30 protein-coding genes and 2 pseudogenes are annotated in these 24,503 nt (G+C 64.7%); 18 read left to right on the top strand and 14 right to left on the bottom strand.

Going from position 1 to position 24,503, the window contains the following annotated elements; translation table 11 throughout:
- Positions 1-65: 65 nt before the first annotated feature.
- Complete coding sequence (locus ACLQI9_RS25930) at positions 66-1,361, top strand: citrate synthase (protein ID WP_442392369.1); 1,296 nt, start codon at positions 66-68, stop codon at positions 1,359-1,361.
- Positions 1,362-1,382: 21 nt separating this feature from the next.
- Here ACLQI9_RS25930 and ACLQI9_RS25925 read toward each other — a convergent pair whose 3' ends face one another.
- Positions 1,383-2,951 carry a phytoene desaturase family protein gene (locus ACLQI9_RS25925; RefSeq protein WP_442392368.1) on the bottom strand — a complete coding sequence of 523 codons (1,569 nt, stop codon included), beginning with the start codon at positions 2,949-2,951 and terminating at the stop codon, positions 1,383-1,385.
- A gap of 3 nt (positions 2,952-2,954) precedes the next feature.
- Positions 2,955-3,218: a DUF2630 family protein gene (locus ACLQI9_RS25920; protein ID WP_442380660.1), complete on the bottom strand. Its 264-nt coding sequence runs from the start codon at positions 3,216-3,218 to the stop codon at positions 2,955-2,957.
- Positions 3,219-3,249: 31 nt separating this feature from the next.
- Here ACLQI9_RS25920 and ACLQI9_RS25915 point away from each other — a divergent pair, with 31 nt between their 5' ends.
- From ACLQI9_RS25915 to arfC, 3 genes are read left to right on the top strand one after another with little or no spacing between them, the layout of a single operon-like run.
- Positions 3,250-3,612, top strand: a complete 363-nt coding sequence (locus tag ACLQI9_RS25915; RefSeq protein ID WP_442380658.1) for an FKBP-type peptidyl-prolyl cis-trans isomerase — start codon at positions 3,250-3,252, stop codon at positions 3,610-3,612.
- Between the two features lie 16 nt (positions 3,613-3,628).
- Positions 3,629-4,645 carry a channel-forming protein ArfA/OmpATb gene (gene arfA / locus ACLQI9_RS25910; protein ID WP_442392367.1) on the top strand — a complete coding sequence of 339 codons (1,017 nt, stop codon included), beginning with the start codon at positions 3,629-3,631 and terminating at the stop codon, positions 4,643-4,645.
- A gap of 13 nt (positions 4,646-4,658) precedes the next feature.
- Positions 4,659-4,820 (top strand): channel accessory protein ArfC, encoded by a 162-nt coding sequence (gene arfC, locus ACLQI9_RS25905; RefSeq protein ID WP_442380654.1) that lies wholly within the window; start codon positions 4,659-4,661, stop codon positions 4,818-4,820.
- A 1-nt stretch (position 4,821) separates the two neighbouring features.
- Here the strand turns inward: arfC and ACLQI9_RS25900 are convergent, their stop codons facing one another.
- From ACLQI9_RS25900 to ACLQI9_RS25890, 3 genes are read right to left on the bottom strand one after another with little or no spacing between them, the layout of a single operon-like run.
- Entirely contained in the window at positions 4,822-6,165 is a 1,344-nt protein-coding gene (locus ACLQI9_RS25900) for a HAMP domain-containing sensor histidine kinase (RefSeq protein WP_442380668.1), read from the bottom strand.
- Positions 6,166-6,182: 17 nt separating this feature from the next.
- Entirely contained in the window at positions 6,183-6,893 is a 711-nt protein-coding gene (prrA, locus tag ACLQI9_RS25895; protein WP_442380652.1) for a two-component system response regulator PrrA, read from the bottom strand.
- A 52-nt stretch (positions 6,894-6,945) separates the two neighbouring features.
- On the bottom strand, positions 6,946-7,518 hold the full coding sequence (locus ACLQI9_RS25890) for a carboxymuconolactone decarboxylase family protein (RefSeq protein ID WP_442392366.1): 573 nt from the start codon (positions 7,516-7,518) through the stop codon (positions 6,946-6,948).
- 38 nt (positions 7,519-7,556) lie between these two features.
- On the opposite strand from ACLQI9_RS25890, the gene ACLQI9_RS25885 reads away from it, so the two are divergent.
- On the top strand, positions 7,557-7,904 hold the full coding sequence (locus tag ACLQI9_RS25885; RefSeq protein ID WP_442392365.1) for a winged helix-turn-helix transcriptional regulator: 348 nt from the start codon (positions 7,557-7,559) through the stop codon (positions 7,902-7,904).
- Positions 7,905-7,917: 13 nt separating this feature from the next.
- Here the strand turns inward: ACLQI9_RS25885 and ACLQI9_RS25880 are convergent, their stop codons facing one another.
- A complete protein-coding gene (locus ACLQI9_RS25880; RefSeq protein WP_442376450.1) occupies positions 7,918-9,390 on the bottom strand; it encodes a carboxyl transferase domain-containing protein in 1,473 nt (490 codons plus the stop codon).
- 27 nt (positions 9,391-9,417) lie between these two features.
- Here ACLQI9_RS25880 and ACLQI9_RS25875 point away from each other — a divergent pair, with 27 nt between their 5' ends.
- The 5 genes from ACLQI9_RS25875 (at position 9,418) to ACLQI9_RS25855 (ending at position 12,455) form a co-directional block, all read left to right on the top strand.
- Positions 9,418-10,149, top strand: coding sequence for an enoyl-CoA hydratase (locus tag ACLQI9_RS25875; protein ID WP_442376452.1), 732 nt, complete (start codon positions 9,418-9,420; stop codon positions 10,147-10,149).
- A gap of 4 nt (positions 10,150-10,153) precedes the next feature.
- Positions 10,154-11,281, top strand: a complete 1,128-nt coding sequence (locus ACLQI9_RS25870; RefSeq protein ID WP_442376454.1) for an MBL fold metallo-hydrolase — start codon at positions 10,154-10,156, stop codon at positions 11,279-11,281.
- 100 nt (positions 11,282-11,381) lie between these two features.
- Positions 11,382-11,570 carry an antitoxin gene (locus ACLQI9_RS25865; protein ID WP_442376456.1) on the top strand — a complete coding sequence of 63 codons (189 nt, stop codon included), beginning with the start codon at positions 11,382-11,384 and terminating at the stop codon, positions 11,568-11,570.
- A gap of 3 nt (positions 11,571-11,573) precedes the next feature.
- Positions 11,574-12,020 carry a type II toxin-antitoxin system Rv0910 family toxin gene (locus ACLQI9_RS25860; protein WP_442376458.1) on the top strand — a complete coding sequence of 149 codons (447 nt, stop codon included), beginning with the start codon at positions 11,574-11,576 and terminating at the stop codon, positions 12,018-12,020.
- Between the two features lie 6 nt (positions 12,021-12,026).
- Complete coding sequence (locus ACLQI9_RS25855; protein WP_442376460.1) at positions 12,027-12,455, top strand: hypothetical protein; 429 nt, start codon at positions 12,027-12,029, stop codon at positions 12,453-12,455.
- Here the strand turns inward: ACLQI9_RS25855 and ACLQI9_RS25850 are convergent.
- The 4 genes from ACLQI9_RS25850 to ACLQI9_RS25835 form a co-directional block, all read right to left on the bottom strand.
- A complete protein-coding gene (locus ACLQI9_RS25850; protein WP_442376462.1) occupies positions 12,452-13,396 on the bottom strand; it encodes a winged helix-turn-helix transcriptional regulator in 945 nt (314 codons plus the stop codon). The genes ACLQI9_RS25855 and ACLQI9_RS25850 overlap by 4 nt on opposite strands.
- Positions 13,397-14,929 carry a carotenoid oxygenase family protein gene (locus ACLQI9_RS25845; RefSeq protein WP_442376464.1) on the bottom strand — a complete coding sequence of 511 codons (1,533 nt, stop codon included), beginning with the start codon at positions 14,927-14,929 and terminating at the stop codon, positions 13,397-13,399. It lies immediately after the preceding gene.
- Positions 14,930-14,932: 3 nt separating this feature from the next.
- Positions 14,933-16,159: an acetyl-CoA acetyltransferase gene (locus ACLQI9_RS25840; protein WP_442376466.1), complete on the bottom strand. Its 1,227-nt coding sequence runs from the start codon at positions 16,157-16,159 to the stop codon at positions 14,933-14,935.
- Between the two features lie 217 nt (positions 16,160-16,376).
- A complete protein-coding gene (locus ACLQI9_RS25835; protein ID WP_442376468.1) occupies positions 16,377-17,231 on the bottom strand; it encodes a sulfurtransferase in 855 nt (284 codons plus the stop codon).
- 550 nt (positions 17,232-17,781) lie between these two features.
- Here ACLQI9_RS25835 and ACLQI9_RS25830 point away from each other — a divergent pair.
- Together ACLQI9_RS25830 and ACLQI9_RS25825 are read left to right on the top strand one after the other, a co-directional pair.
- A complete protein-coding gene (locus ACLQI9_RS25830) occupies positions 17,782-19,176 on the top strand; it encodes an ammonium transporter (RefSeq protein WP_442376470.1) in 1,395 nt (464 codons plus the stop codon).
- 7 nt (positions 19,177-19,183) lie between these two features.
- Positions 19,184-19,522, top strand: coding sequence for a P-II family nitrogen regulator (locus tag ACLQI9_RS25825; RefSeq protein WP_442376472.1), 339 nt, complete (start codon positions 19,184-19,186; stop codon positions 19,520-19,522).
- Positions 19,523-19,725: 203 nt separating this feature from the next.
- On the opposite strand, the pseudogene ACLQI9_RS25820 reads toward ACLQI9_RS25825, so the two are convergent.
- The 3 genes and pseudogenes from ACLQI9_RS25820 to ACLQI9_RS25810 form a co-directional block, all read right to left on the bottom strand.
- Positions 19,726-20,058: pseudogene (locus tag ACLQI9_RS25820) on the bottom strand (DUF427 domain-containing protein); the annotation flags it as partial.
- Positions 20,059-20,248: 190 nt separating this feature from the next.
- Positions 20,249-20,467 (bottom strand): hypothetical protein, encoded by a 219-nt coding sequence (locus ACLQI9_RS25815; protein WP_442376474.1) that lies wholly within the window; start codon positions 20,465-20,467, stop codon positions 20,249-20,251.
- Positions 20,468-20,505: 38 nt separating this feature from the next.
- Positions 20,506-20,631: pseudogene (locus tag ACLQI9_RS25810) on the bottom strand (SDR family NAD(P)-dependent oxidoreductase); the annotation flags it as partial.
- A gap of 192 nt (positions 20,632-20,823) precedes the next feature.
- On the opposite strand from ACLQI9_RS25810, the gene ACLQI9_RS25805 reads away from it, so the two are divergent.
- On the top strand, positions 20,824-21,237 hold the full coding sequence (locus ACLQI9_RS25805; RefSeq protein WP_442376476.1) for a TetR/AcrR family transcriptional regulator: 414 nt from the start codon (positions 20,824-20,826) through the stop codon (positions 21,235-21,237).
- A 25-nt stretch (positions 21,238-21,262) separates the two neighbouring features.
- Here ACLQI9_RS25805 and ACLQI9_RS25800 read toward each other — a convergent pair whose 3' ends face one another.
- On the bottom strand, positions 21,263-21,682 hold the full coding sequence (locus ACLQI9_RS25800) for a RidA family protein (RefSeq protein WP_442376478.1): 420 nt from the start codon (positions 21,680-21,682) through the stop codon (positions 21,263-21,265).
- 245 nt (positions 21,683-21,927) lie between these two features.
- Between ACLQI9_RS25800 and ACLQI9_RS25795 the strand changes: the two genes are divergently transcribed.
- From ACLQI9_RS25795 to ACLQI9_RS25775, 5 genes are all read left to right on the top strand, one after another.
- The gene (locus ACLQI9_RS25795) at positions 21,928-22,245 is read left to right on the top strand and encodes a hypothetical protein (RefSeq protein ID WP_442376480.1); all 318 of its coding nucleotides are present in this window, start codon (positions 21,928-21,930) and stop codon (positions 22,243-22,245) included.
- A gap of 210 nt (positions 22,246-22,455) precedes the next feature.
- Positions 22,456-22,818 (top strand): hypothetical protein, encoded by a 363-nt coding sequence (locus ACLQI9_RS25790; protein ID WP_442376482.1) that lies wholly within the window; start codon positions 22,456-22,458, stop codon positions 22,816-22,818.
- Positions 22,818-23,264, top strand: a complete 447-nt coding sequence (locus ACLQI9_RS25785; protein WP_442376484.1) for a hypothetical protein — start codon at positions 22,818-22,820, stop codon at positions 23,262-23,264. Before ACLQI9_RS25790 ends, ACLQI9_RS25785 begins: the two co-directional genes overlap by 1 nt.
- 284 nt (positions 23,265-23,548) lie before the next feature.
- Complete coding sequence (locus ACLQI9_RS25780; RefSeq protein WP_442376486.1) at positions 23,549-23,920, top strand: hypothetical protein; 372 nt, start codon at positions 23,549-23,551, stop codon at positions 23,918-23,920.
- Positions 23,921-24,154: 234 nt separating this feature from the next.
- The coding region (locus ACLQI9_RS25775; protein ID WP_442392364.1) for an alcohol dehydrogenase catalytic domain-containing protein at positions 24,155-24,503 on the top strand (349 nt) is incomplete at its 3' end.

Genomic DNA, 24,503 nt, shown 5'->3' with positions numbered 1-24,503 from the left:
CGACTACCTTCAGCTATACGCAACCTTGTAGGGCCAGCATCCGCCGAGACCGCAAAGGGGTTCCAGTGGCCGCAACCGACGACACCGCCACTCTTCACTACCCGGGTGGTGAGGTGAATCTCGACATCGCCCACGCCACCGAGGGAGCCGATGGTATCGCGCTCGGCTCGCTGCTGGCCAAGACCGGCTATACGACGTTCGACAATGGCTTCGTCAACACGGCATCGTGCAAGAGCTCGATCACGTACATCGACGGCGACGCCGGCATCCTTCGGTATCGCGGCATTCCCATCGAGCAGCTGGCCGAGAAGTCGACGTTCATCGAGGTGAGCTTCCTGCTGATCTACGGTGAGCTGCCGACCAAGGAGCAGCTGGCGAGGTTCACCCGACAGATCCAACTGCACACGATGCTGCACGAGGACCTCAAGCGATTCTTCGACGGCTTCCCGCGCAATGCCCACCCGATGCCGGTGGTGTCCAGCGCCGTCAACGCGCTCTCCGCTTACTATCCGGATTCGCTGGATCCCGCCGACGCCGAGCAGGTCGAGCTGTCGACCATCCGGTTGCTGGCCAAGTTGCCCACCATCGCCGCCTACGCCTACAAGAAGTCGATTGGTCAGCCGTTCCTGTACCCGGACAACTCGCTGACGCTGGTGGAGAACTTCCTGCGGATGACCTTCGGGCTGCCCGCCGAGCCCTACGACGTCGACCCTGAGGTCGTGCGGGCGCTGGACATGCTGCTGATCTTGCACGCCGACCACGAGCAGAACTGTTCGACATCGACGGTGCGGCTGGTGGGGTCGTCCCAGGCCAATCTGTTCACCTCGATCTCCGGCGGTATCAATGCGCTGTGGGGCCCGCTGCACGGCGGCGCCAACCAGGCCGTGCTGGAAATGCTGGAGAATATCCGCAAGAGCGACGACGACGTCGGCGAGTTCGTGCGGAAAGTCAAGAACCGCGAGGCCGGCGTGAAGCTGATGGGCTTCGGCCACCGGGTGTACAAGAACTACGACCCGCGCGCCCGCATCGTGAAGGAACAGGCCGACAAGATCCTGGCCAAACTCGGCGGTGACGACGACCTGCTGGACATCGCGAAGGAACTCGAAGAAGCGGCGCTGACCGATGACTACTTCATCGAACGCAAGCTCTACCCCAACGTCGACTTCTACACCGGGCTGATCTACCGGGCGCTCGGCTTCCCGACCCGGATGTTCACCGTGCTGTTCGCGATCGGCCGGTTGCCCGGCTGGATCGCGCACTGGCGTGAGATGCACGACGAGGGCGACAGCAAGATCGGCCGTCCGCGCCAGATTTACACCGGCTACACCGAGCGCGACTACGTCACCGTCGACGCACGCTAGCGGGACCCGGCGGGTCGACCCTCACATCGAGGCAAGCACCGCCATCGCGGCGTTGTGGCCGCCGATACCGGAGACCGTTCCGCCGCGGCGGGCGCCCGAGCCGCACAGCAGGATTCGCTGATGGGCGGTGCCCACACCCCACTGCCGTGCCGGGGTGAGCAGCCGGTCGCCGTCGTCAGCGAACGGCCAGCGCAATGCGCCGTGGAAAATGTTGCCGCTGGTCATCCCCAGCGCGTGTTCCAGGTCCAAGGTGGTCGTCGTCTCGATGCAGCGCAGGCCGTTCGCGTCATCCATCAGCACATCCTGAATCGGTTCGGCCAGAACGCAATTCAGTGACTTCAGCACGGCTTCGGTGAGCGCGTCACGCATCCGTGTGGGCTCGTCGTCAGCGAATGACGAATGCGGCGTGTGCAGACCGAACACCGTCAGGGTCTGAGCGCCCGATTCGCGCAGCGCGGGGGACAGGATGCTCGGGTCGGTCAACGAATGGCAGTAGATCTCGCACGGAAGTGGATCGGGCAGCGCTCCGGCGGCGGCCCGCAGATATGCCGCATCCAGCTGCGTCCAGGTCTCGTTGACGTGCAAAGTTCCGCCGAACGCCTGTTCGGGCGTCACGCTGTCGTCGCGCAATCGCGGCAGCCGGCGCAGCACCATGTTCACCTTGACCTGTGCGCCGTCAGCCAGCGCCGGTGATTGCTCGCCCAACAGGCCGGCCAGCACCGCGGGTGTGACGCCTGCCAGCACGAATCGGCCGCACGCCATGCGCTCGTCGTCGTGCCGGCGGTAGCGCACTTCGCCGTTTTCGTCGACGGCGTAAACCTCTGCGCCGGTGACGATTTCGGCTCCGCCGCGGACCGCCGCGGCGGCCAGCGCCGCGCTCACCGAACCCATGCCTCCGACCGGGACGTGCCATTCCCCGACACCGCCGCCGAGCAGGTGATACAGGAAGCAGACGTTCTGCTGCAGCGATGGGTCGTCGAGGCGGGCGAAGGTGCCGATCACCGCGTCGGTCGCCACCACCCCGCGCACCAGGTCATTGCCGATCGCGTCGGCGATCGCGCTACCGATCGGTCGATCGATCATGGCCCGCCACGCCGCGGCCGCCTCGGGATCGCCGCTGCCGACCACCTCCTGGCGGACCTGCTCGCGGGTGCGCAACGGCTCTAACAGCGTCGGCCAGAGCCGCTCGGTGACCAGCCGGCAGCGCCGGTAGAACGCCGCGAAGGCCCGCTCGTCGTCGTCGGCGCCGATGACGCCGAACGTGCAGTGCGGCCCGACCAGCAGGCCGGTGCGTCCCTCCGTGGCCGGGTCGGGGGTGTACGACGAGTACGGCCGCCGAGCCAACCGCACCGCCGCGCCCAGGTCATCGGCGATGCGGGCCGGCAACAGGCTCACCAGGTACGCATAACGCGACAGCCGGGCGTCGACACCGTCGAAAATCTGCGCCGACACCGCGGCACCGCCGACCTGCGGCAGCCGCTCCAGCAGCCGCACCCGCAGGCCGGCCCGGGCCAGGTAGCCGGCCGCGACCAGGCCGTTGTGCCCGCCACCCACGATGACCACGTCGACGTCATCCGGGTCGGCAGCCATCGGTCAGCCCAGGTAGCCCTCGACTTGGCCGGGCGGCCGCACCGTCGCGCCGCTGGGGTCGCCGCCGGTTTCGCGTAGCGCCCGACGCTGCCGAAGCAGATCCCAGCATTGGTCGAGTTCGGTCTCGATGCGGCGCAGCCGCTCGTGCTCCTCCGACGTGCTGATTTCGCCGTGCTGTAGCTGCGCCCGAAGTGTCTTCTCCTCAGCGACCAGGTGGTGGATATGCGCCAAGGCGTCTTTGTCGGTTGCTTTTCGGTCCTCTTCCACGAGTCAAGTGTGCCGGACTAGGGTCGGTCGGGTGTCAAGCAAACCAGAGATCGACTTTCCGAGCGGCCCGGCGCCCGCACAACTCGTCATCGAAGACCTAGTGGTCGGAGACGGACCCGAAGCCAAGCCGGGTGGCGTGGTCGAGGTCCACTATGTCGGTGTCGAGTACGACACCGGCGAAGAATTCGACAGCTCGTGGGGTCGGGGCGAGTCCATCGAATTCCCGTTGCGTGGGCTCATCCAGGGATGGCAGGACGGTATTCCGGGAATGAAGGTGGGCGGTCGGCGTCAGCTGGTGGTCCCACCCGCGCAGGCTTATGGCCCGGCCGGCTCGGGGCATCAGCTATCGGGCAAGACGCTGATCTTCGTCATCGACCTGCTCAGCACCCGTTAACAAGAGGGAGGGCCCAATGGCGGGTTCCGACGAAGCACCCGAAGCCACGCAGTGGCGGCCAATCTCGAAATTCTATCGGCGGTTTCCGGGCTTGCCGTGGTTGGTTGGGCTAATCGTTATTCCCCTGCTGCTGGCGGTAATCGGCTATGGCGAACTGGGCCGGACCCGATCGGAGTTCAACGGGCCGACGGGTGCGTTGCCGACGCTGAACGCGCGCACGCCGTCGTCTGGCGGCGCGCCGAACTCACCGACGATTCCGCCGGTGGCGCTGGCACCGGTGTCAATCACACGCAGCGGCAACGACATCAAGCTTTCCGGTGACACGCCCACCCCTGAGGCAAAGGAGTCGCTACTGGCGGCGCTGAAGGCGGGCTTCGGGCCGAATATCAACATCATCGACGAGGTCCGAATCAACCGGGATATCGCTTCTCTCGATTTCTCCAATGCTGCACCGGTTTTCAAGGCAGCGGCATCAGTTCCCGATTTCGGCCTCACCATCAAGGGTGACACCATCACCCTCATCGGGACGACGGGTTCGGGAGGTCAGCAAGACGCCGTCGAGCAGGCTGCTGACGCGGCCTGGCCCAACCTGAATATCGTTGACACGATGGGGATCGGCGGTCCCGTCACGGCAAGCGCACCCCCGGGCCCGGCACCGGCTCTTGGCCCGGGTAACGCGTGCGCCCACCTGGGATCAGATCTCAAAGCCCTTGGCCCGATTACCTTTGTCACCGACGGGTCCGCATTGACGCCGGACGTCGAACAGACACTGAATCAGGTTGCCGACAAGCTGAAAGCCTGTCCGGCTGCGAAAGTGACCATCAACGGCTACACCGATAACACCGGTAACGACGCCATCAACAACCCGCTGAGCACCAACCGGGCCGACGCCGTCGCCGATTACCTGATCGCACAAGGTGTCATGGGTGATCACCTGACCGCGAAGGGCCACGGTTCTGCCGACTCGGGCGGCGACAACAGCAGCCCGGACGGTCAAGCCAAGAATCGCCGTGTCGAAATCGTGGTCAGCTAAGGACAATCCTCCCATGGACTTCGTTATGAGCGACCTCAACTACTGGCTGCTTGGGATGTTCTTCCTGCTCGGACTGTTGCTGACATTGGTGCTGACGGTTCATCGCGTCAAACGTGATGTGCCAGTGAGGTCTTCGGCGGCCAAGCAGGAGCGGGAGAATGGCAAGGAGACGTAGGTCAGCTCGGGCCGGGCAAGCGCAGCAGAAGGCGCACTCCGCCCAGCGGGCTGTCTTCCAGAGACGCCGTGCCGCCGTGCAACTGCGCCTGCTGAGCCACCAACGCCAGACCCAGACCGGAGCCCGAATGTGACGCAGTCGAGCCGCGGGAGAATCGCTCGAACACCACTTGGCGCTCCTCCTCGGGTATTCCGCCGCCGTTGTCGTCGACGGCGATCTCGACACCGGCCCGCGAGCTGACCGCGGACAGCTGAACGCGGGTGGCGCCGCCGTGTTTGACGGCGTTGGCGATCGCGTTGTCCACGGCAAGGCGCAGGCCGGCGGGCAGCCCGACGATGATGCAGGTCGGCGACGGTGCCAGCGACACGTCGAGGTCGGGGTAGATCCGCATCGCGTCGTGCGCCGCGCGGTCGAGTAGCTCGGTAATGTCGACCGGAACGTGGTCCTCCGAGGTCGACAGCTCGCCCTGGGCCAGCCGCTCCAGCGCGGAAAGTGTTGCTTCGATTCGTGATTGGGTCCGGATCACGTCGTTGATTACTTCTTTGCGCTGCTCGTCGGGAAGGTCGAGGGTGGCCAGCACCTCGAGGTTGGTCCGCATCGCGGTCAGCGGCGTGCGCAACTCGTGCGAGGACACCGCGGCGAAGTCCCGGGCCGAAGCCAGGGCTTCCATTGTCCGGTTCTGCTCGTTCCAGATCCGTTGCAGCATGCCGCGCATGGCCTCGGCGATTTCCACTGCCTCGGTGGCGCCGCGCACTTTGATCTGCGGGCTTTCATCACCCGCGTCGATCGCACGGGTCTGCTGGGCCAATCGCTTGAACGGCCGCACCGCGAACGTCGCCAGCAGCCAGGCGAATACGGCTGCCGCGGCGATCGAGAATCCGGCGATCAAGATCACCCGACGGTGCAGGTTGTTGGTGTCGGCGATGGTGGAGTCGTAGGTTGCGCCGACTTCCACCGACATCGGGTGCGGCGCTGGGATATTGACGGTGCGCACCCGGTAGCGCACGCTGTTGACGTAGGTGTCGGCGTAGCCGGCCGGCAATTCCGGCAGGGTGACTTTCGAGTTCGACGTGACCTCTTCACCGCCGCGGCGCACGGTGATGACCGCATCCTGGTCGTTAGGGGATTTGGGGATTTCGCCAAGGCCGCGGGGCAGGAACGGGATCGCGAAACCGGCAGCCTCGTCCAGGCGGCGGTCCAGCCTTTCCTTGCGGTCGTTGGTGATGCCGAACCAGACGACGGCACAGGTGATGAGCACCGGAATCGCCGCGCCGATGGCGGTCGCCACGACCACCCGGGCGCGCAGCGACGGCGTACGGGTCACGATTCTGGACAAGAAATTCAGGTTCATGCTCAGTCCCGTCACTGCATACGCAGTACGAATCCCACTCCGCGGACGGTGTGCAGCAGCCTCGGGCCGCCACCGGCTTCCAACTTGCGGCGCAGATATCCGATGAACACGTCGACGACGTTGGTGTCGGCGGCAAAATCGTAACCCCAGACCAATTCCAGCAACTGCGCGCGGGACAGCACCGCGGTCTTGTGCTCGGCCAGCACCGCCAGCAGGTCGAACTCGCGCTTGGTCAGATCGACGTCGACGCCGTGGACCCGGGCCCGCCGGCCCGGGATGTCCACCTCCAACGGGCCCACCGTGATGGTTTCCGAGGACGACGTCGCGGTGGATCCGCGGCGGCGCAGCAGCGCTCGCACCCGCGCGACCAACTCGGCCAGCACGAACGGTTTGACCAGGTAGTCGTCGGCGCCGGCCTCCAGACCGGCCACCCGGTCGTCGACCGAACTACGGGCACTCAGGACACATACCGGCACGTCGTTGTCCATCGCACGCAGCGCGGTGACCACGCTGACGCCGTCGAGCACAGGCATGTTGATGTCGAGCACGATCGCGTCCGGCCTGGTCTCGGTGGCACTCCGCAACGCCTCGGCGCCGTCTACCGCGGTCGACACTTCGAAGCCGGACAACCGCAATCCGCGCTCCAGGGAGGCAAGCACGTCGGAGTCGTCGTCGACAACCAAAACCCGGGGTGAGGTCACACCTGTGTCCATGTCGCCCATGATGCCTGATTGTCGCCCGTAGCTGTGGGAACACCCGCTGGCGACACTCGGTTCAATTCGCGCGCGATGGCGGGAATCGGGCGGCGCCGGGTTCTGGTGCTAACCGCAGTGAGTTCACCAGATAACTGACGGTGCGGTAGGTGCCCGCGAGCATGAGCAGTTCCAGCAGTGCCTCGTCCGAATGCCCTTTGGTGAGCTCTGCCCAAAGCTCGTCGTCGACCGTGCACTCGTCGTGCAGGCTGTCACACAACCGGATCAGCAGCCGATCGGCGTCGGACCAGCAGGTGTCGTCGGGTCTGCCAACCGTCAACGACGTGATTTGTTCTTCTGTCAGGCCGGCTTTCGCGGCGAAGACGCTGACGTGCACGCCCCACTCGTACTCTGCGCCGCAGGACCCCGTCACCCGGTCGATGACGATCTCGCGTTGCCGGATGGTCAGATGCCCCCGGTCCAGCAGCCCGGAGTTGAAAAACTTGAAGAACAGCCGGCGATCGCGCGCCAACGTGGTGAACAACACCAGGGGCGGGCGGCCGCGCATAATCGCGTCGATGGCTTGCGCGATGTCATCGGGTAACGGCTCGGCGGCCGGACCAACGCGGGCGCTATCATTTTTATAGCATGGCATGGTGCTGACGGTAGCCCTCATGCTACAAAATGTAAAGCATGAATTCGCCCAGCATCGGTTCCTCGGCCCGCGGCTCCCGCTCGGGGCGGCCGATCATGGTGGCCCTCGACGCGCTGGGTCGCCGCGGCGCTCTGCGGCTGCTGTGGGAGCTGCGCAATGGGCCGCTGACTTTCCGGGCACTGCAAACGGCCTGCGACACCAACCCCGGGTCGCTCAACACCCGGTTGAAGGAGCTGCGGCAGTTGTACATCGTGGATCACGCAGACGCGGGTTATTTCCTTACCGCACATGGCCATTCGCTAATGACAGCGCTTGAGCCGCTGCAGACCTGGGCGCATCGCTGGGCGGCTGACGCATTCGATTCAGCGGTAGACCAGACCCGATAGGCCTGCCGGAGGGCTAGGGCAGCCCGATGCCGCGGTATCGCCGCAAGCGCGCCGCCATCCGCTCGGCATCTGCCACCCCGCGAAGCGCGTACAGCTCGGCGGCGATTGCCACGGACAGCCGGGCGCAGAACTCTTTCGGCTCCTCGGCGGCGTCCGGGTGCTCCGGCACGACGACGTCGACGATGCCGGACGCCAACAAATCCGCCGATCGGATGCCTTGTGCGGCAGACAGTTCAGCGGCGTGCGCGGTGTCGCGGAAGACGATCGCGCTGGCGCCCTCGGGCGGCAGCGGCGCCAGCCAGCCGTGCAGTGCGGCCAGTACCCGGTCGGCCGGGACCATCGCCAGGGCCGGCCCGCCGCTGCCCTGACCGAGCAGCACCGACACCGTCGGGGTGTCCAGCGTGACCAGCTCAGCCAGACACCGGGCGATCTCGCCGGCCAGTCCGCCCTCTTCCGCCTCGGCCGATAGCGCCGGGCCGGCGGTGTCGATGACGAGCACCAGCGGTAGTCGCAGACCGGCGGCCAACGTCATGCCGCGACGGGCCTCGCGCAACGCGGCGGGCCCGACCAGCCCGCCGACGATGCGCTGCTGGCCGAGGACCACCGCGGGCTGACCGGCGAACCGGGCCAGCGCCAGCAGCGTGGTCGCCGCTTCACCCTGCTCGGTTCCGGACAGCAGCACCTGTTCGGTGCAGCCGTGTCGCAACAGCTGCCGCACCCCGGGCCGGTCGGGCCGCCGCGACGCCAGCACGGAGTTCCAGGCCGGGACATCGGGCAGCGGTTCGGGCGGCGGCGGATCCGGCGGTGGCCCCGCGTCGTCGGCGACCACTTTGAGCGCACGGTCGAGGATGCCGCGCAGCTCCCCGAGCGGCACGACCGCGTCGATCACCCCATGCCGGTGCAGGTTCTCAGCGGTCTGGATGCCAGCGGGGAACGGTTCGCCGTACAGCTGCTCGTACACCCGCGGTCCCAGGAAGCCGACCAGTGCCCCCGGCTGGGCGATGGTGAGGTGGCCCAGCGAACCCCATGACGCGAACACCCCGCCAGTGGTCGGGTGCCGCAGGTACACCAGGTAGGGCAGGTGCGCCTGTTTGTGCAGTGTGACGGCTGCGGCGATCTTCACCATCTGGAGAAACGCGACCGTGCCCTCCTGCATCCGGGTACCCCCGGAGCTCGGCGACGCCAACAGCGGCAGCCGCTCGGCGGTGGCGCGTTGCACAGCGTCGGTGATCCGTTCGGCCGCGGCAACCCCGATGGAGCCGCCGAGGAATTCGAACTCGCAGACCACCACCGCTACCCGCCGCCCGAACACCCGGCCCTCGCCGGTCAGCACCGATTCGTCACGGCCGGACGTGGCCCGGGCGTCGGCAAGCTCGCGGGCGTACGACGCGTTCGTCGGCACCACCAACGGCGTGGTGTCCCAGCTGATGAAGGTTCCCTCGTCGAGCACCGCGTCGCGCAGTTCATCGGTCCCGATCCGGCTCACGGGCCTGAGGCTAATAGGCTTGGGCGCATGATTGGTGTGACCCGCGTCGAAGACGTCCTGACCATTGAGATGCAGCGGCCGGAACGGCGCAACGCGCTGAACTCCCAGCTCGTCGAGGAGCTGCGCGAGGCCGTCGAAAAGGCGGCCGGTGAGAACGTCCGTGCCGTCGTGCTGACCGGGCAGGGCACCGTGTTCTGCGCCGGCGCCGACCTGAGCGGCGACGCGTTCGCCGCCGACTATCCCGACCGGCTCATCGAACTGCACAAGGCCATGGACGCAGCGCCGATTCCGGTGATCGGGGCGATCAACGGGCCCGCCATCGGGGCGGGCCTGCAGCTGGCGATGCAATGTGACCTGCGGGTCGTCGCGCCGGATGCGTTCTTCCAGTTTCCGACGTCGAAATACGGCTTGGCACTGGATAACTGGAGTATCCATCGACTGTCTTCACTGGCAGGCCATGGGCGAGCCCGGGCGATGCTGCTCTCCGCGGAGAAGCTGACCGCCGAGACCGCGCTGCAGACCGGAATGGCCAACCGGATCGGCACGGTGGCCGATGCGCAGGCTTGGGCCGCCGAGATCGCCGGCCTGGCGCCGCTGGCCATCCAGCACGCCAAGCGGGTGCTGAACGACGACGGCTCCATCGAAGAGCCCTCGCCGGTGCAAAAGGAGCTCTTCGACAAGGCGTGGGGCAGCCAAGACGTGATCGAAGCGCAGGTGGCCCGGGTCGAGAAGCGGCCACCGAAGTTCCTGGGAGCCTGATCGCATGCTGCGCGAGGCGTTGCGACTTGCCGCCGGCACAGTCACCCTGGCGACCGGTGGCTGGGTGCTGCGCGCGCTGCATGGTGCGCCGGCCGCGCTCGGAGCTCAACCGTCCGACATCCGTGCGGCGGCCGAGCGGTCGCCGAATTTCCGCGACGGTGTGTTCGTCAATCTGGAGCCTGCCTCCCAGTTCAGCATCGACCGTGAGGAACAGCGGCTGATGTTGTGGGAGGTCGTTGGTAACCGCGGCGCGACCCGGCCAGCGGCGGCGATCCCGTTGGTGACGCCAGAGGCCCGAGCCTTCGAAACCGGTGCCGGCCAGATCGCGGTCAGCTGGTTCGGCCACTCGACGGCGCTACTGGAGGTCGACGGGTACCGCGTTCTCACCGACCCGGTGTGGAGTGAACGCTGCTCGCCGTCCGACATCGTCGGCCCCGGGCGAATGCATCCACCGCCGGTGCCGCTCGACGCGCTGCCGGCGTTGGATGCGATCGTCATCAGCCACGACCATTACGACCACCTCGACATCGACACCATCGTCGCGCTGGCTCACAGCCAGTGGGCCCCATTCGTCGTTCCGCTCGGTGTCGCTGCGCACCTGCGTGATTGGGGCATCCCCGACGAGCGCATCATCGAACTCGACTGGAACGAGCAGGCGCAGGTCGACGAACTGACCCTGATCTGCACCCCGGCCCGGCACTTCTCCGGCCGCTTCCTGAACCGCAACTGCACGCTGTGGGCGTCGTGGGCGATCATCGGTCCTGCGCATCGGGCGTACTTCGGCGGCGACACCGGCTACACCAAAAGCTTTGCGGAGATCGGCGCTGAACACGGACCTTTCGACGTGACGCTGGTGCCGGTTGGCGCCTACAACCGGACATGGCCGGATATCCACATGAATCCCGAGGAGGCGGTCCAGGCGCATCTGGACGTCAACGGCCGACTGCTGGTGCCCATCCACTGGTGCACGTTCCGGCTGGCGCCGCACCCGTGGGCCGAACCGATTGAGCGGCTGCTGGCCGCGGCCGACGCCGCTCACGTCCAGGTTGCGGTGCCAAAACCGGGTGAGCGGGTCGATCCAACGGCGACGGCGGAATTGGACCCGTGGTGGCGACTGGTGGATAGACCGTGATACGCCAACGGTTTTGATGTTGTGGAGATAGCGGCGAACGACAACAATGACGCAGGACACGAGGGCTGCTCAACAAGCACCCCAGGCGAAAGGACGAAACATGGGATTCCTGGATAAGGCCAGGGACCTGTTGGCGCAGAACGCCGACACGGTTGACGCCGCGATCGACAAGGTGAGCGAGTTCGTCGACTCCAAGACCGAGGGCAAGTACAAAGACGCCGTCAACAAGGTGCAGGAGGCGGCGAAGAAGGCTTTGGACGATGGCGCTAAGGGCGACCCGCAGAACTAACTCATGGCGAAACTTTCCGGATCCATCGACGTACCATTGCCACCCGAAAAGGCTTGGGAGGATGCGTCTAACCTGTCCCGCTACAAGGAGTGGCTGACCATCCACCGGGTGTGGCGGAGCAAGCTGCCTCAGCAGTTGGAGAAGGGCACGATCATCGAGTCGATCGTCGAAGTCAAGGGCATGCCCAATCGAATCAAATGGACGATCGTGCATTACAAGCCGCCAGAGGCCATGATGCTCAACGGTGATGGCGTCGGCGGGGTCAAAGTCAAGTTGATCGCGAAAGTCAAGCCGAAGGGCCCTGACAACCATGACTCGGTCGTCAGCCTCGATGTGCATCTCGGGGGTCCGGCGCTGTTCGGACCCATCGGCATGATCGTCGCCGCCGCGTTGAGGAGCGATATCCGCGAATCGTTGAACAAGTTCGTCACTGTGTTCGCGCCGGCCTGATTGAGTATGACCCGCCTACGCCCCGGTTGGTTGGTTGCGTTATTCGCCGCGGCGGTGTCGGTGAGCGCGTGGCTGCCGTGGTTGACGACGGGTATCAACGGTGGCGGCTGGGCCAACGCCATCGGCGGCAGCACCGGCAGCCTGCATCTTCCGCCGGGCTTCGGGCCGGGTCAGCTGATTGTGTTGCTGTCCTCGACGCTGCTGGTGGCGGGCGCGATGGTCGCCAGGGGCTTGTCGGCGAAGCCGGCATCGGTTGCCGCGCTGGTGATCTCGCTGCTCGTCGTCGCGCTGACGGTGAGGTACTACGACGTCAACGTCAAGCCGCCGGTGGCGGCCGCCTACGGTCTTTACGTCGGCGGCGGCGCCGCGACTGCTGCAGTGGTCTGCTCGGTGTGGGCGTTGGCGTCGTCGCTGCGCGGCGATCGATCGCGCTAGCCCACGCTGACCTGACCACCTCTGAGCGGCTGAGCGCATTGGTCGCAGGTCAATTCCCCGGTGAACGGCTGGCCGCAGCCGAGATGGGTGATCATCACCGCCGGCCCTTCCGGTGCGTGAAACCATTGCTGGCCGCACTGCAGTGCGGTGACGATCACCGGGAAGAGCGCTCGCCCCTTTTCGGTGAGTTGATAACGAGCGCGTGACTGCCCGGTGTGTCGTGACGCGGAAAGCACACCATTGGCACAGAACGTCTGCAGTCGGCCGGCCAGCAGTGTCGGAGGCGCTCGAAGCTGGGTCTGGAAATCGGTGAAGCGGCTGGTTCCGAGGAATGCGCACACCAACAGCGCAGCCGCCCAACGGTTTCCGAACACACTCATCGTCTCGGGAAATAACCCGGCCTGATGGGGTTTGCCGTCAGCACTGGCTCTGCGCCGGGTCACCGCCTCGGGTACTGACCGCGGCCACGAGCCGCTGGGACCCCAGCGGGCCGTGACCTGTTTTTCGGTTGCCACCTCGCTGCACGATTGGCAGGTCAGCGTGGGCGCGAAGTCGCTGTCACACACCGTGTGGCGCATCCCCGGGAGCCGGTCGACATGCTCAGGCACCCATCGTCGCTCCCACTCCCAGATCGACAGAAGCACTGGCCAAAGGGCCCGTCCGCGTTGGCTGATCAGGTACTCGGCGCGCACCGGCCGGATCCGGTAGGCCCTGCGAACCAGCAGTCCGTCATGCGTCAGCGCTCGCAACCTGTTGGTGAGCACCGAGTTCGAGATCGGCAGCCGCGCCATGAATTCGCCATACCGGGTTGCCCCCAACATCGCCTGCTGGATGATCAGCAGCGTCCACTCGTCGCCGAGTAGCCCGAGGATCCGCCCTACGGCATTCGTGCCGCCGGGGCTCAGCGTGGTCGGCGTCGCCGCGCCGGAAGCCGACGTCACTCACAGCCCGATCGCGCCGGCCGGGGAGTCGGCGGTATGCCAGCGCCGCAACTGCGCCCCCGGTGCCCAAGTGGCATGGGTACCGCTGGAAATCCGTTCGGGCAGTGCAAGTTTGCATACCGGACCGTCACCGACTCGTTCGGCATCAAAGATCAGGCAGTACGAGGCGTCGGTGTTCATATCGGTGGTCAGTGTGACCAGATAGCCGTCGTCTTCGCCGCTGCCGCCCACCCGTGCAGCCATCGCGGCTTCACTTCCGTAGACGCCGTCGCCGAACGGGTAGCGCTCTTCTGCTCCGGTGTGCAGGTCATGTTTGACCAGCCCGTCGAAGAGGAACCAGCCCGGCTTGCCGGTGGCGGCATAGCTGTAGCGATAGTCGCTGGCCGCGTAATCGTGGTTGATTGTGCCGAATTCGGTAATCGAATCCGACAGTTGCTGTTCTTTCACCGCACCTGTGACCAGGTTGAACCGCCACCGGTGCAGCCGGGCTTGCAGCCGATCCAGCGCCAGGAAGCGAAAGAGCTTGTCCCACTTTTCTCCTAGGGCGCCAAGCGTGCCGCCGGTGTCGACGGGTTGCGGAGCCCCTTCGAAAAATCCGTCCAGCACGATCTCGTCGCCGTCTTCGTAGGCGTTGACGAAGTGCAGCACGAAGGTCGGTTCCGCCTCGAACCACCGGATGTCGCCGGTTCCGCCGCGACGCGGGAGCACGGCGAAGCGCGATGGGATGTCGGGATAGAACCGCGGCAGATGTACATCGTGTTCGAGCAGTCTCGGATCCCAGAACAACGGGAAATCGTTAAGAATGACATAGTTTTCGGTGAAAGCCATGTCGTGCGGCAGCCGCGGCCCAGGCAGTGGGATGTCGACGTAGTGGGCCAGCTGGTTGCTTTCGTCGACGACGCCGTAGTGCATGTACGGGGCCCGCTTGCTGTAATTGAAGAACAGCAGTTCGCCGGTTCTGGCGTCGACTTTGGGATGCGCGGACACACCCCACTCGGTCGGGAAGTCGCCCTCCCAGGTCTCCTTGCCAAGCGTATTGGCCGAATACGGGTCGACGCGGTACAGATCACCGCATTGGTAGAAGCTGGTCAGGGCGATACCCCGGTGGACGATGACATCGGTGCTTGACGCGTCCTTCATCTTCGTGCGAGCGCCCCAGCCCTGTTCACGTTTGGCCAATTGCACCGGTTCGGCCAGCCCAGGCCACAGCGGCTCGCCCGCTTCGTTCTCGGCCAGGAAACCGTCGGTGCGGACAAAGCGGTTGCGGTAGAAGGCGTTTCCATCGCGGAAGCCGATTACATGCAGCATCCCGTCGCCGTCGAACGGGTGATAAGTCCGCAACGATGGGTGTAGCGGGTTTTCGGTGTTGCGCAGGTAGACACCGTCCAGGTCGCGAGGGATTTCGCCCTCCACGGCGGTGAGGTTGTCGGCGTCCCACTCGGTGGTCTGCGGTCGCCACGGACCGGTGCGGTACGGGTGGTCGTCGTCTTCGGGCAGGGTAGACAGGAATTTACCGACGATCTCGGCGTCCACGGGTCAGCCCAGCGCTTCGCTGACGATGAAGCTGACCGTGGTGGCTGTGCTGCCGCCGAAGTTCAGCGTGCCAAAGGTTTTCGCGTTCTCGACTTGATAGTCGCCGGCCGTTCCGCTGACTTGCTTGGCCGCGTCGACGAGCATGCGCACTCCCGACGCGCCGACCGGGTGTCCGCCGCCGATCAGCCCGCCGCTGGGGTTGATCGGCAGCCGCCCGCCGATCTCGATCTCACCGTTTTCGATGGCCTTCCACGATTCACCCGGGCCGGTCAGTCCGATGTGGTCGATCGCCAGATACTCGCTGGGCGTGAAGCAATCGTGCACCTCGATCCCGTCGAGATCATCGAGTGACACCTGTGCGCGGCGCAGCGCGTCGAGTACCGCCGCCCGCACATGCGGTAGCACGTACACGTCGTCAGCGGCGCGGTCCAGTTTCTGTCGCAGACCCAGCCCGACGGTGCGATGCCCCCAGCCGGTGATACGCGCGATCGGGCGAGCGCCGGGATGGTCGCGCAGATAGTTGTCGGTGACCAGGACGACTCCCGCTCCGCCGTCGGTCATCTGGCTGCAGTCGAACCGGCGCAGTCGACCCTCGATGCCCGGGTTGGTCGCGTCGTCGTCGCTGATCGGGTCGGGCACCGTCCATTCCCGGGTCTGCGCGTTGGGGTTTCGGCGGGCGTTGGCGAAGTTGAGTTGCGCGATCGCCCGCAGATGGCTGTCGTCCAGGCCGTAGCGGCGGTCGTACTCGTCGGCGACCTGGGCGAACATCGATGGCCAAAGGAACCGTGCGTCGGCCCCCTCATGGCCCGTCCAGGCCGCGGCGCCGAGATGACGGGCTGCGGTGTCGCCGGGCACGGTTTTCTCCAGTTCGACGCCGACGACCAACGCGGCGTCGTAGTTGCCCGACCGCAGGTCGGCCATCGCTGCCAGGGTCGCCACGCTGCCTGACGCGCAAGCGGCTTCGTGCCGCGATGCCGGGGTGTCCCACAGGCCGTTGCACACGGTGGCGGGCATGGCGCCGAGGTGGCCCTGTTCGGCGAACATCTCGCCGAATGCATTCGCGACGTGGACGACGCCCGTGGCGGCTATGTCGGCGGCGTCCACTTTGGCCGCGGCGAGTGTGGCGTCGACGACCTCGCTGGTCAGATCCGCGAAGTCGAGGCCTTGTTTGGTGAGGTTGCGGGCGAAATCGCTTTGGTAGCCGCCGAGAATCCAGACGTCGGTGTCCATAGCCGCACGTTACTACAACTAAAAGAGTGACACTACGTCCGGTTGAGCGGACGTCTACACCGGAGTGCTGGATCTGTGCGGGCCGAAAAAGAGACGGTCCCGTCGGCTCTCGGCTGAACCGACGAGACCTGAGCGAACGCGCAGGTCGACCAACACGCCCACCTTCTAAGCCTCATTACCGTCTGCGGCGATTGACAAACCTTTATGCGAGAAACGGCTATTCGGATCCCCGGGCCACGGCACGGAACGGATCCGAACTCCATTCCGACCACGACCCCGGGAAGAGCGCCGGCGCGTATCCCATCGTGGTGAGCGCCGCGAGCGTGATGGTGGCGGTGACACCCGAGCCGCAGTAGGCACCGACGCGGTCGGCGGGCTCGATGCCGTAGTCGGAGAGCATTTGGCTGAGCTCGCCCTCGGCCAGGAACGTGCCATCGCCTGCGAGCAGATCGCTGCTGGGGAGATTCTTCGCGCCAGGGATGTGACCGGCGACAGGATCGACTGGCTCAACGTCACCGCGGAAGCGTTCAGGTGCCCGCGCGTCGAGCAGTGTTACGTCGGCAGCGTCCACCTGCTGCGCCGTCAGCGTCGGGAGCGCGCCGGCGTACAGATCGTCGTACAGCGTCTTCGCATTACCCGGTGGTGGCGTGACCGGGCCGGTGGCCAGGCTGCCTCCGGCCGACCGCCATGCTGACCACCCGCCGTCCAGGATGCGCACGTCGGTAAGACCGGCCGCGGTCAGTACCCACCACGCCCGCGCCGAACCCGCTCGATTCCAGTCGTCGTAGACGACGGTGGGCACGCCCTCCCGGACTCCCCAACGGCGGGCGGAGGCCTCGACGCTGCGGCCCGACGGCAGCGGGTGCCGTCCACGCCCGGTGACTGTGTGGTCGCTGAGTTCGTCCTCGAGCGATACGTACACCGCGCCCGCTATGTGGCCTTGCGGATATGTCGCATGCCCGTCGGGCTGGTCGAGTCGCCAGCGCACATCGAGAATCGTCACCGGATCGCCGGCGCGAAGAAGATCGCTCAACTCCGCGGCGGTGATCAGAACCTTGGCGCGTGCGTTCAACGAGTCACTCTCCTTGCGATTCCGTTGATGGGGTCGGCGTTGCCTGGGAAAGATGCATATATTGTGGTCGGATCGACTTCGTCGGGCGAAGGAGTCTCCGACGGTCAACAACGGTAAGACGCCACCAAGGGACCCGCTCACATCGGGTGAACGCCGCGCCGCGCTGATAGTGATCGGCGTTGTGTTTTGTGTCGTCCTGGCGGGCGCACTTGCCTGGGGGCTGACTGGCCACTCGTCGACATATGACCGGTCCGGTGGTGGGTGCGTCACCGTCGCGTTCCCGAGCAGCATGGGTGGGGGACTCGAGCACGCGTGCGGTGTGGCCGCACACGACTGGTGCCGCGCCGTCGATGGCCAGCGTGACGCGCATGCTTTGGCAGTTCAGGCGCAGTGTCGGGTAGCGGGAATTCGCCCGTAAGGGGCTTCGGCAGTATCGGCACGTAAGCGGAAATTCAAAATTAACAATCAGTCATCTGGCAGAAACCGTCCGATGCGATAGTTTCACCGCTCGATAGCGCTAGCGCGGCAACTGATCGAGAGGGATGCCGATATGAACCCTTATCCCGATTGGCTCAGCGCGGGAGATAACGCCTGGCAGTTGGTGGCCGCGACTCTGGTCGGACTGATGAGCATCCCCGGTATTGCGGTGCTCTATGGGGGTCTCGTCCAGAAGAAGTGGGCGATCAACACGATGTTGATGGCCTTCACTGGGTTTTCGCTGGTGCTGGTGGCGTGGGTGCTGTGGGAATTCAAAATGGGTTTCGGAGATCCCCTGAAGCTCGGTCCGGGCATCCTGCAGTCCGCCGTGGGCAAGCCGGCGTCCATCTTGGGTGCCGACAATCAGCATCAGGCCAGCATCCCGCTGCTCGACGCGGGCATGCCGAAGTTCCGATTCTCCGAGACCACGCTGGCCTACTTCCAGTTCGTGTTCGCCGCGATTACCCCGCTGCTGTTCTTGGGCAGCGTGGTCGGCCGGATGAACTTCAAGGTGTGGCTGCTTTTCGTTCCGCTGTGGTCGACCTTTGCTTACGCCGTCAATGCGTTCCTGCTGTGGGGTGGGGGCTTTTGGGCACAGCCACACGCCGGCGCCATTAAAGCGTGGACCACGGGGGCGCTGGACTTCTCCGGTGGATATGTCATCCACCTGGCCGCTGGTACCAGTGGCTTTGTTGCCGCCGCGGTGATCGGACCGCGGCTGGCCCGCGACCGTCAACACGCGGTGCCCAACAACCTGCCGTTGGCCGCGATAGGGGCAGGCATTCTGTGGCTGGGCTGGAACGGGTTCAACGGCGGTGACCCCTACTTCGCCGGCACCAATGCCTCGCTGGCAGTGCTCAACACCAACCTGACCACCGCGGTGGCGCTGTTGACCTGGGTGATCTGGGACATGTTCGCCAGTCGCGACCGCAAACCGACCTTCCTGGGTGCAATCAACGGCATGATCGCGGGGTTGGTCGCGATCACCCCCGCGGCCGGCTTCGTCAACAGCTTCGGCGCCTTGATCATCGGCGTGGTGGCGTCCTCGCTGGTGTGGATGTCCTGGAACTGGCTTGGTCGCACCCGGCTTTTCCTTAAGGTCGACGATGCGCTCGGCGTCGTGCACACCCACGGTGTGGCCGGCCTGGCTGGTGGTCTATTGGTCGGCGTGCTGGCCGATCCGCACATTCTCTTCTATCAAGGCAACGGCAAGGATGTCGCGGACGTCACCGCCGCGGGATGGTTGTGGGGCCATCACCCCTTCCAGATCCTGATTCAGCTCGGCGCCGCGCTCACCGTCATCGCGTGGGACGCGTTGATCACGTTCGCCATTCTCAGAATCCTCGGCCTCTTCATGAAGCTGCGCGCACCCGACGAGGTCTTGGAACTCGGCGACGTCGCGATCCACCAAGAAGAGGCCTACCCCGACGAAACCCTCGTCGCCGGCCGCGTCGGTCAGAAGAGCTGACTTTGCGATGAAGCTGGTCACTGCAGTCGTGAAGCCCTTCGCCATCGAGGAAATCAAGGCCGCCGTCGAAGCGGCGGGCGTGCTTGGTATGACCGTCAGCGAGGTGCAAGGTTACGGTCGGCAGAAGGGCCACACCGAGGTCTACCGAGGCGCCGAATACAAGGTTGACTTCATCCCCAGGATGAAGGTCGAGGTTGTGGTCGGTGACGAATCCGTGGACCGCGTGGTCGACGGCATCGTCAACGCCGCCCGCACCGGCAAGATCGGTGACGGCAAGGTCTGGGTCACGCCGCTGCTCGCAGTGGTGCGCGTGCGAACCGGCGAGCGCGACGCAGACGCCATCTAGACATCTCTGCGCGCCGAATCCTGCGACCGTGATACGGGCTCGTCAAAATCAGCCGAAATACTGTCAGGCATCACCTGGAACGATCACGGTGCGCTCCTTGCTGACGGTTGGCGCTGCTGCATGGATCGGGACGGCCCGCTGCTAATTGAAATGGGTGGAAGGCCGGGCCAAGCGGGTGTCGTCGACGAAAATATCGAGCTTCTCGGCTCGTCCTCCTCAAACCACTCGAGTGCATCCCACTCGAACCGGACGCTGCCTGCGACCGGACCCGAGTCGTACAGCCGGGCAGCCGACTTGTGGGTCTGCTTGGGCGACGTCAAGGAAAACAGCCGCGAGGAGCCGAGCTGGAGTTTCTGGACGTGGTTCTCGTCCTGCAGATGTTCCGTGCGGACGTCGCCGACGGGAACGTAATACTGCGGGTAGTAGGCGATCTCCCAAACGTAATGCGCGCGGGTCGTGTCGAATACGAGTGTCCCGTCGAAGTAGCCTCGTACCCGCCGTGGGGCGGGTTCAATGAGGCCGCGTTCGCCCACCATCTGGGGGTAGTCCCGGTCAGGACTTTGTGACTCGGGGATCGGCCGTCCCCCTGTGCGGGCTTTGGTGGACTCAGTCATGGGTAATTCTCCTTATCCGGCTCTCGGCGACCGTGATCGCTGCAACTTTATTCGGATGCGTCCCACAGGGATAGCTCGTCGGGTAGGCCGACGACGTATACGACGTGCTGGCTCAGGGCTCGGTCGTGAGCACCACCCGGAAGCGGGCCTGGTTAGCCATCATCCGCTGGTAGCCGTCGGCTGCCTTCTCCAACGGCAGCACCTCCACCATCGGCTTAATGCCCTGCAGGGCAGCGAAATCCAGCGTGTCCTGCAGGTCAGAAGATGTGCCTGCCGGGTGGCCGTGCACGGTGCCTGAGATGGTGATCAGCTGTATCGGGCTGACCTGCACCGGATCAGTGAGGGGGGCCAGGGTGAGCAGTTCACCGTCTCGCCCTGGCGGCGGCCCACGATGTAGACCGACGCCCCTTCATCGACGAACCTCTGCGCGGTCGCCAGTCCGATACCACTGCTGCCGCCCGTGATCACAGCGACCTTGCCAGCCAATCGCGCCATCAGTTGATCCTCCGATTTCGTGTTGTGTGCTCCACGTGCTTGTGCGGCGTCCGACTTTCCGGCAACTGCCGTTGCGCGTAAAAGCGTTCGTTTCGAAGACATTTCGTGTGAACCCAGTCGTGGGATTCGTGCGACGTTGCGAACCGGCTGGAGCCTGTAATCATCGAGAAGGCCGGCGTCGCAAAAGGCTCGTTGTACTACATTTTCGGCGGCAAGGACGAGCTGGTCGCCGCTTACCTTCGCTGCCGCCACGACGCGTGGCGGCAGCGTGTCGAGGCGGTCCAGGCGGGTATCGAGGACCCCGATGCGAAGATCCTGGCGATCTTCGACGCGATCGCCGAAGATGTGTCACGGCCCGACTTTCGGGGCTGCCCGTTCAACAATGCCGCCGCCGAAGCGCCAGCGGGGGACGCCCAGCGACTTGCTATCAAGGAGTACCGCGACTGGTTGCGCCGCTTGTTCGCGGAGCTCGCCGCCGGGACCGGGGTCGCCGACTCCGAGGCCCTGACCGATGCGCTTGTCGTCCTCTACGACGGGGCTTTGGCTACCTCGGAAATGGGCGGCAGCGCGCGCCACGGCACTGACAGCCAAACGTGCCCGCCGTGACGGACGCGGGGCATCTGTGCAGTGGTTAGCGGGGTGCCGCAAAGGCAATCGCCTCGATTTCGACAAGCTGTCCCGGATAGCCGAGAGCCCCGACGCCAAGCAGCGTGCTGGGCGGGTCGTGGTCGCCGAAACCACCGACAACTTCATTCCATGCCGCAGTTAGATCATCCCGACTGCTGCTGGACACAAAAATGGTCGTCTTGAGCACGTCCCGCAGCTCAGCGCCGCACTCTTCCAGGATAATTCGTAGGTTGTCGAACGCCTTGCGCGTCTGCGCGGCGATATCACCAGCAGCGACTACTCGCCCCTGATCATCGAGCGGGCACGCACCTGCGGTGACGATCAGACCAGTCTGGGGAGCGGTCGCGGCGTATGCATACGGCACACCCGAAAAAAGCCGGGTGCTGTGCACAAGTTCTGCTGTCATGCCAACAGAGTCTGTCATCGCCAACGGGATAGTCGGGGCGCAAGGTGCCCGAAGCGGCTGGCCGGTACATCACGCAACGGTGGCGCTGCTGGGCCGTTCTGGGCGTCCTCGGGCGGTAATCGCGCAATTTTGGGAAGGTGCGGTGACGTGACTAGGGACGGCGTGTCACGGTGGATGAACTGCCGCGCTGTTTGTGCGCTTCGCCTGACCCGGCGTGGCGTCACTGAGGTCATACCCTCGTCTCGGATCGAGGAAAGTGAAAAATGAAACCCCCGCACAACGATTCCATCTGGCCCGACGACACCCGTCGCGCCGCCGTGACACTCGCACTTGCTACGGCCACCAACAGCGACATGCAGTTCAAAGACGTGATCGACTCGATCAAGGACGCGCTGAACAGCGGACGGCCCTTGCAGTTCGTGATGGAGTTGATCCGCCTGCTCACCGCCGAGTTGGGGGAACAGTTCAGCAACCCCGACACGGCCGCGGCTTACCGGCAGATGGCGGCGGAAGCCCGGGCGTATGAAGACGATATGCATGCGCGCAGAGAATGGAGGAACGATGACCACGAAAGTAGGTAAACAGAATGGCTGACAAGACAGTTCGGTCCGCAGTCCGACGATGATGACAAGTATGGCGGCATGGACGCGCACCCTCGGCGGCCTGGCACACAACGAATCGTTGTGCGGCGCGTCACGGTGGGCAGATGAAATGCCACTCTGGGTTGTGGCTCCGCGTGAATCGGCGTGGCATCACTGAGGTAGTGACAACATGCAGGCATGATTTGCCCCGTGGACCATCTACGCGGACCGACTGGTCGCCTTGGCAACAGACTGCACGACTGGTATCACAACAACAATCGATTCAGCTCCCTCAGTGCTTTTGAACGCTGGCTGAATCGATCGTTTTGGGCGCTGCTGGCCGTTGCCTTGTTATACGCCCTGTTCCAACACGTACTGCTGGCAAATGTTCCCGAGGCCTTTCGTGGCGGCGCTCGGCTAGGTGCAGTGTGCTACGACCTCGCCATCGCGTACACCGGCGCGTTCACATTCTATGTCCTCAATATTCGGCTTCCTCTGCGGCGGGATCGCCGCAACATCTACCGACACTTGCCTAAGCTCATCGTTGAATTGATCGGCTATAGAGCGACTTGATGGGCTGTCTGAACGACGCTGCCGGCTTGGATCCACCCGTGAGACGTGATAACACATTGCCCAATGTTCAGGAGATCTGTAAACGGATAACCATCGATTCGATCGTCGCCGTTGTCTTGCCAACATCCGATCCCAATTTCAACTCTCGGGTCGAGAATGTCATTGACCTACACATTGCCAACACGCGTGCTACGTGTCGCGAAATCCTCAGCTTCTCGTCTTTTCTCGATTCTGGCCTGATCGATCACATCTTCGGAATCGAATACTGCTCCTTCTTCAAGAAGTACGAGAGCGATGTCCTTCTGCAAGTGCGACGGATAACCTCAGCGGACCAGCCGGATCCTTGGGACTTGTCGCGCTTTGCTGAAGACATCGCCCTCTACCTTCAAGCAGTCGACGGCCTCGACAACTACTGCCAGAATTACCTCACCGCCGCACCTTCGTAACTAACTAGGCACTCGCTGGGGACCGGGCGTGGATTGACCATCCTCTCGAATCGTCATGGAGGATTGGTTCAGCCAGTCAATAGACTGAGTGACCCCCCCAGTGGGAACCCCAAGCCGGGTCGCCGCGCCTACCGGCCTAAACTGCTGACTTTGCTGGCTGGTTTTCACGCAGCGCCCAATACCCGCCGTTTGCGGCTGAATCCAGCCGCCGTTAGCGCCCTGAGCTGCACGTTCTGAAAGTTGGTACCGTGTAACCGATCTCAATCCTGTAGCAAGGAGGAACCGTGACAGCACGAAAAACACCCGGTAAGCGCCTCATTGAGCGCATCACCGCAGACATGGCGGCGCGTGGACTCGAGCCTGATGCGAAGGAGCGCGAATTGCTCGGGCTGGCAGAGGGATTGCAGAATCAGCTCGACGGGCTACGCAAAGACGTTGCCACCAACGGCTACAGCAGCATCCACCAGGAGACCGGTCGGTTGTTTGCTAGCCCGTCGGTCGCGCTGATCAATCAGACCAGCACCGCGTTGGCGAAAGTTCTTGCCCAGATACAGATGACAGACCAGCCGCCCGTCAATCGGGTCAAGCAGCGCGCCAGCCAGATTAGGTGGCAGGCCCACAACGCTGCCAAAGCTGCACAATACGGAGAGGGATAACCACGATGGCACAGAAGATGGGCACTAACGCCGGGATCGCTGGCGGCTGCGCATGATTCCCACGTTTTTCGTTTTAGACGGGGGTAGGGCGAATCGCCCTACCTTCAAATCGCCCTACCCCTGCAGCTAACGCAAAACGGTGTGACATCGAACATCACCAAATGGTGCCAACGTCGTAGGCTCGGTAGGCAGCCGCTCACACAGCGGCCTCACCTTCGATGGAGAGGAATTGATATGCGCGCCATCCAGATTGAACAGTTCGGCGACCCCGCACAGGTGCTCCGCGTCGTCGACATCGATGAGCCGCCGCCACCGGGTCCGCATGAGGTTCTGGTGAGCGTTGAGGTCTCGCCGTTGAACAAACACGACCTACTGGTTGTCAGCGGCATGCTGGCGCGACCACCCCTGCCCCACATACCAGGCGCAGAGGGGGTCGCCCGCGTGCTTGCCACTGGTGCCGAGGTCGATGGACTTCAAGTCGGCGATCTGGTCGTGCTACCCCTGTATGCCGGTGCGTGGCGTGAGCGGCTCGTCGTGCCCGCCGACAGCCTGTTCGCACTCCCCGCCGGCGGCAGCATCGAGC

The organism is Mycobacterium sp. (assembly GCF_052143115.1).
In the GTDB taxonomy this organism is placed as follows: Bacteria; Actinomycetota; Actinomycetes; order Mycobacteriales; family Mycobacteriaceae; genus Mycobacterium.
Note: the sequence above shows the minus strand (reverse complement) of the source record. Positions and strands in the feature narration are given on the sequence as shown.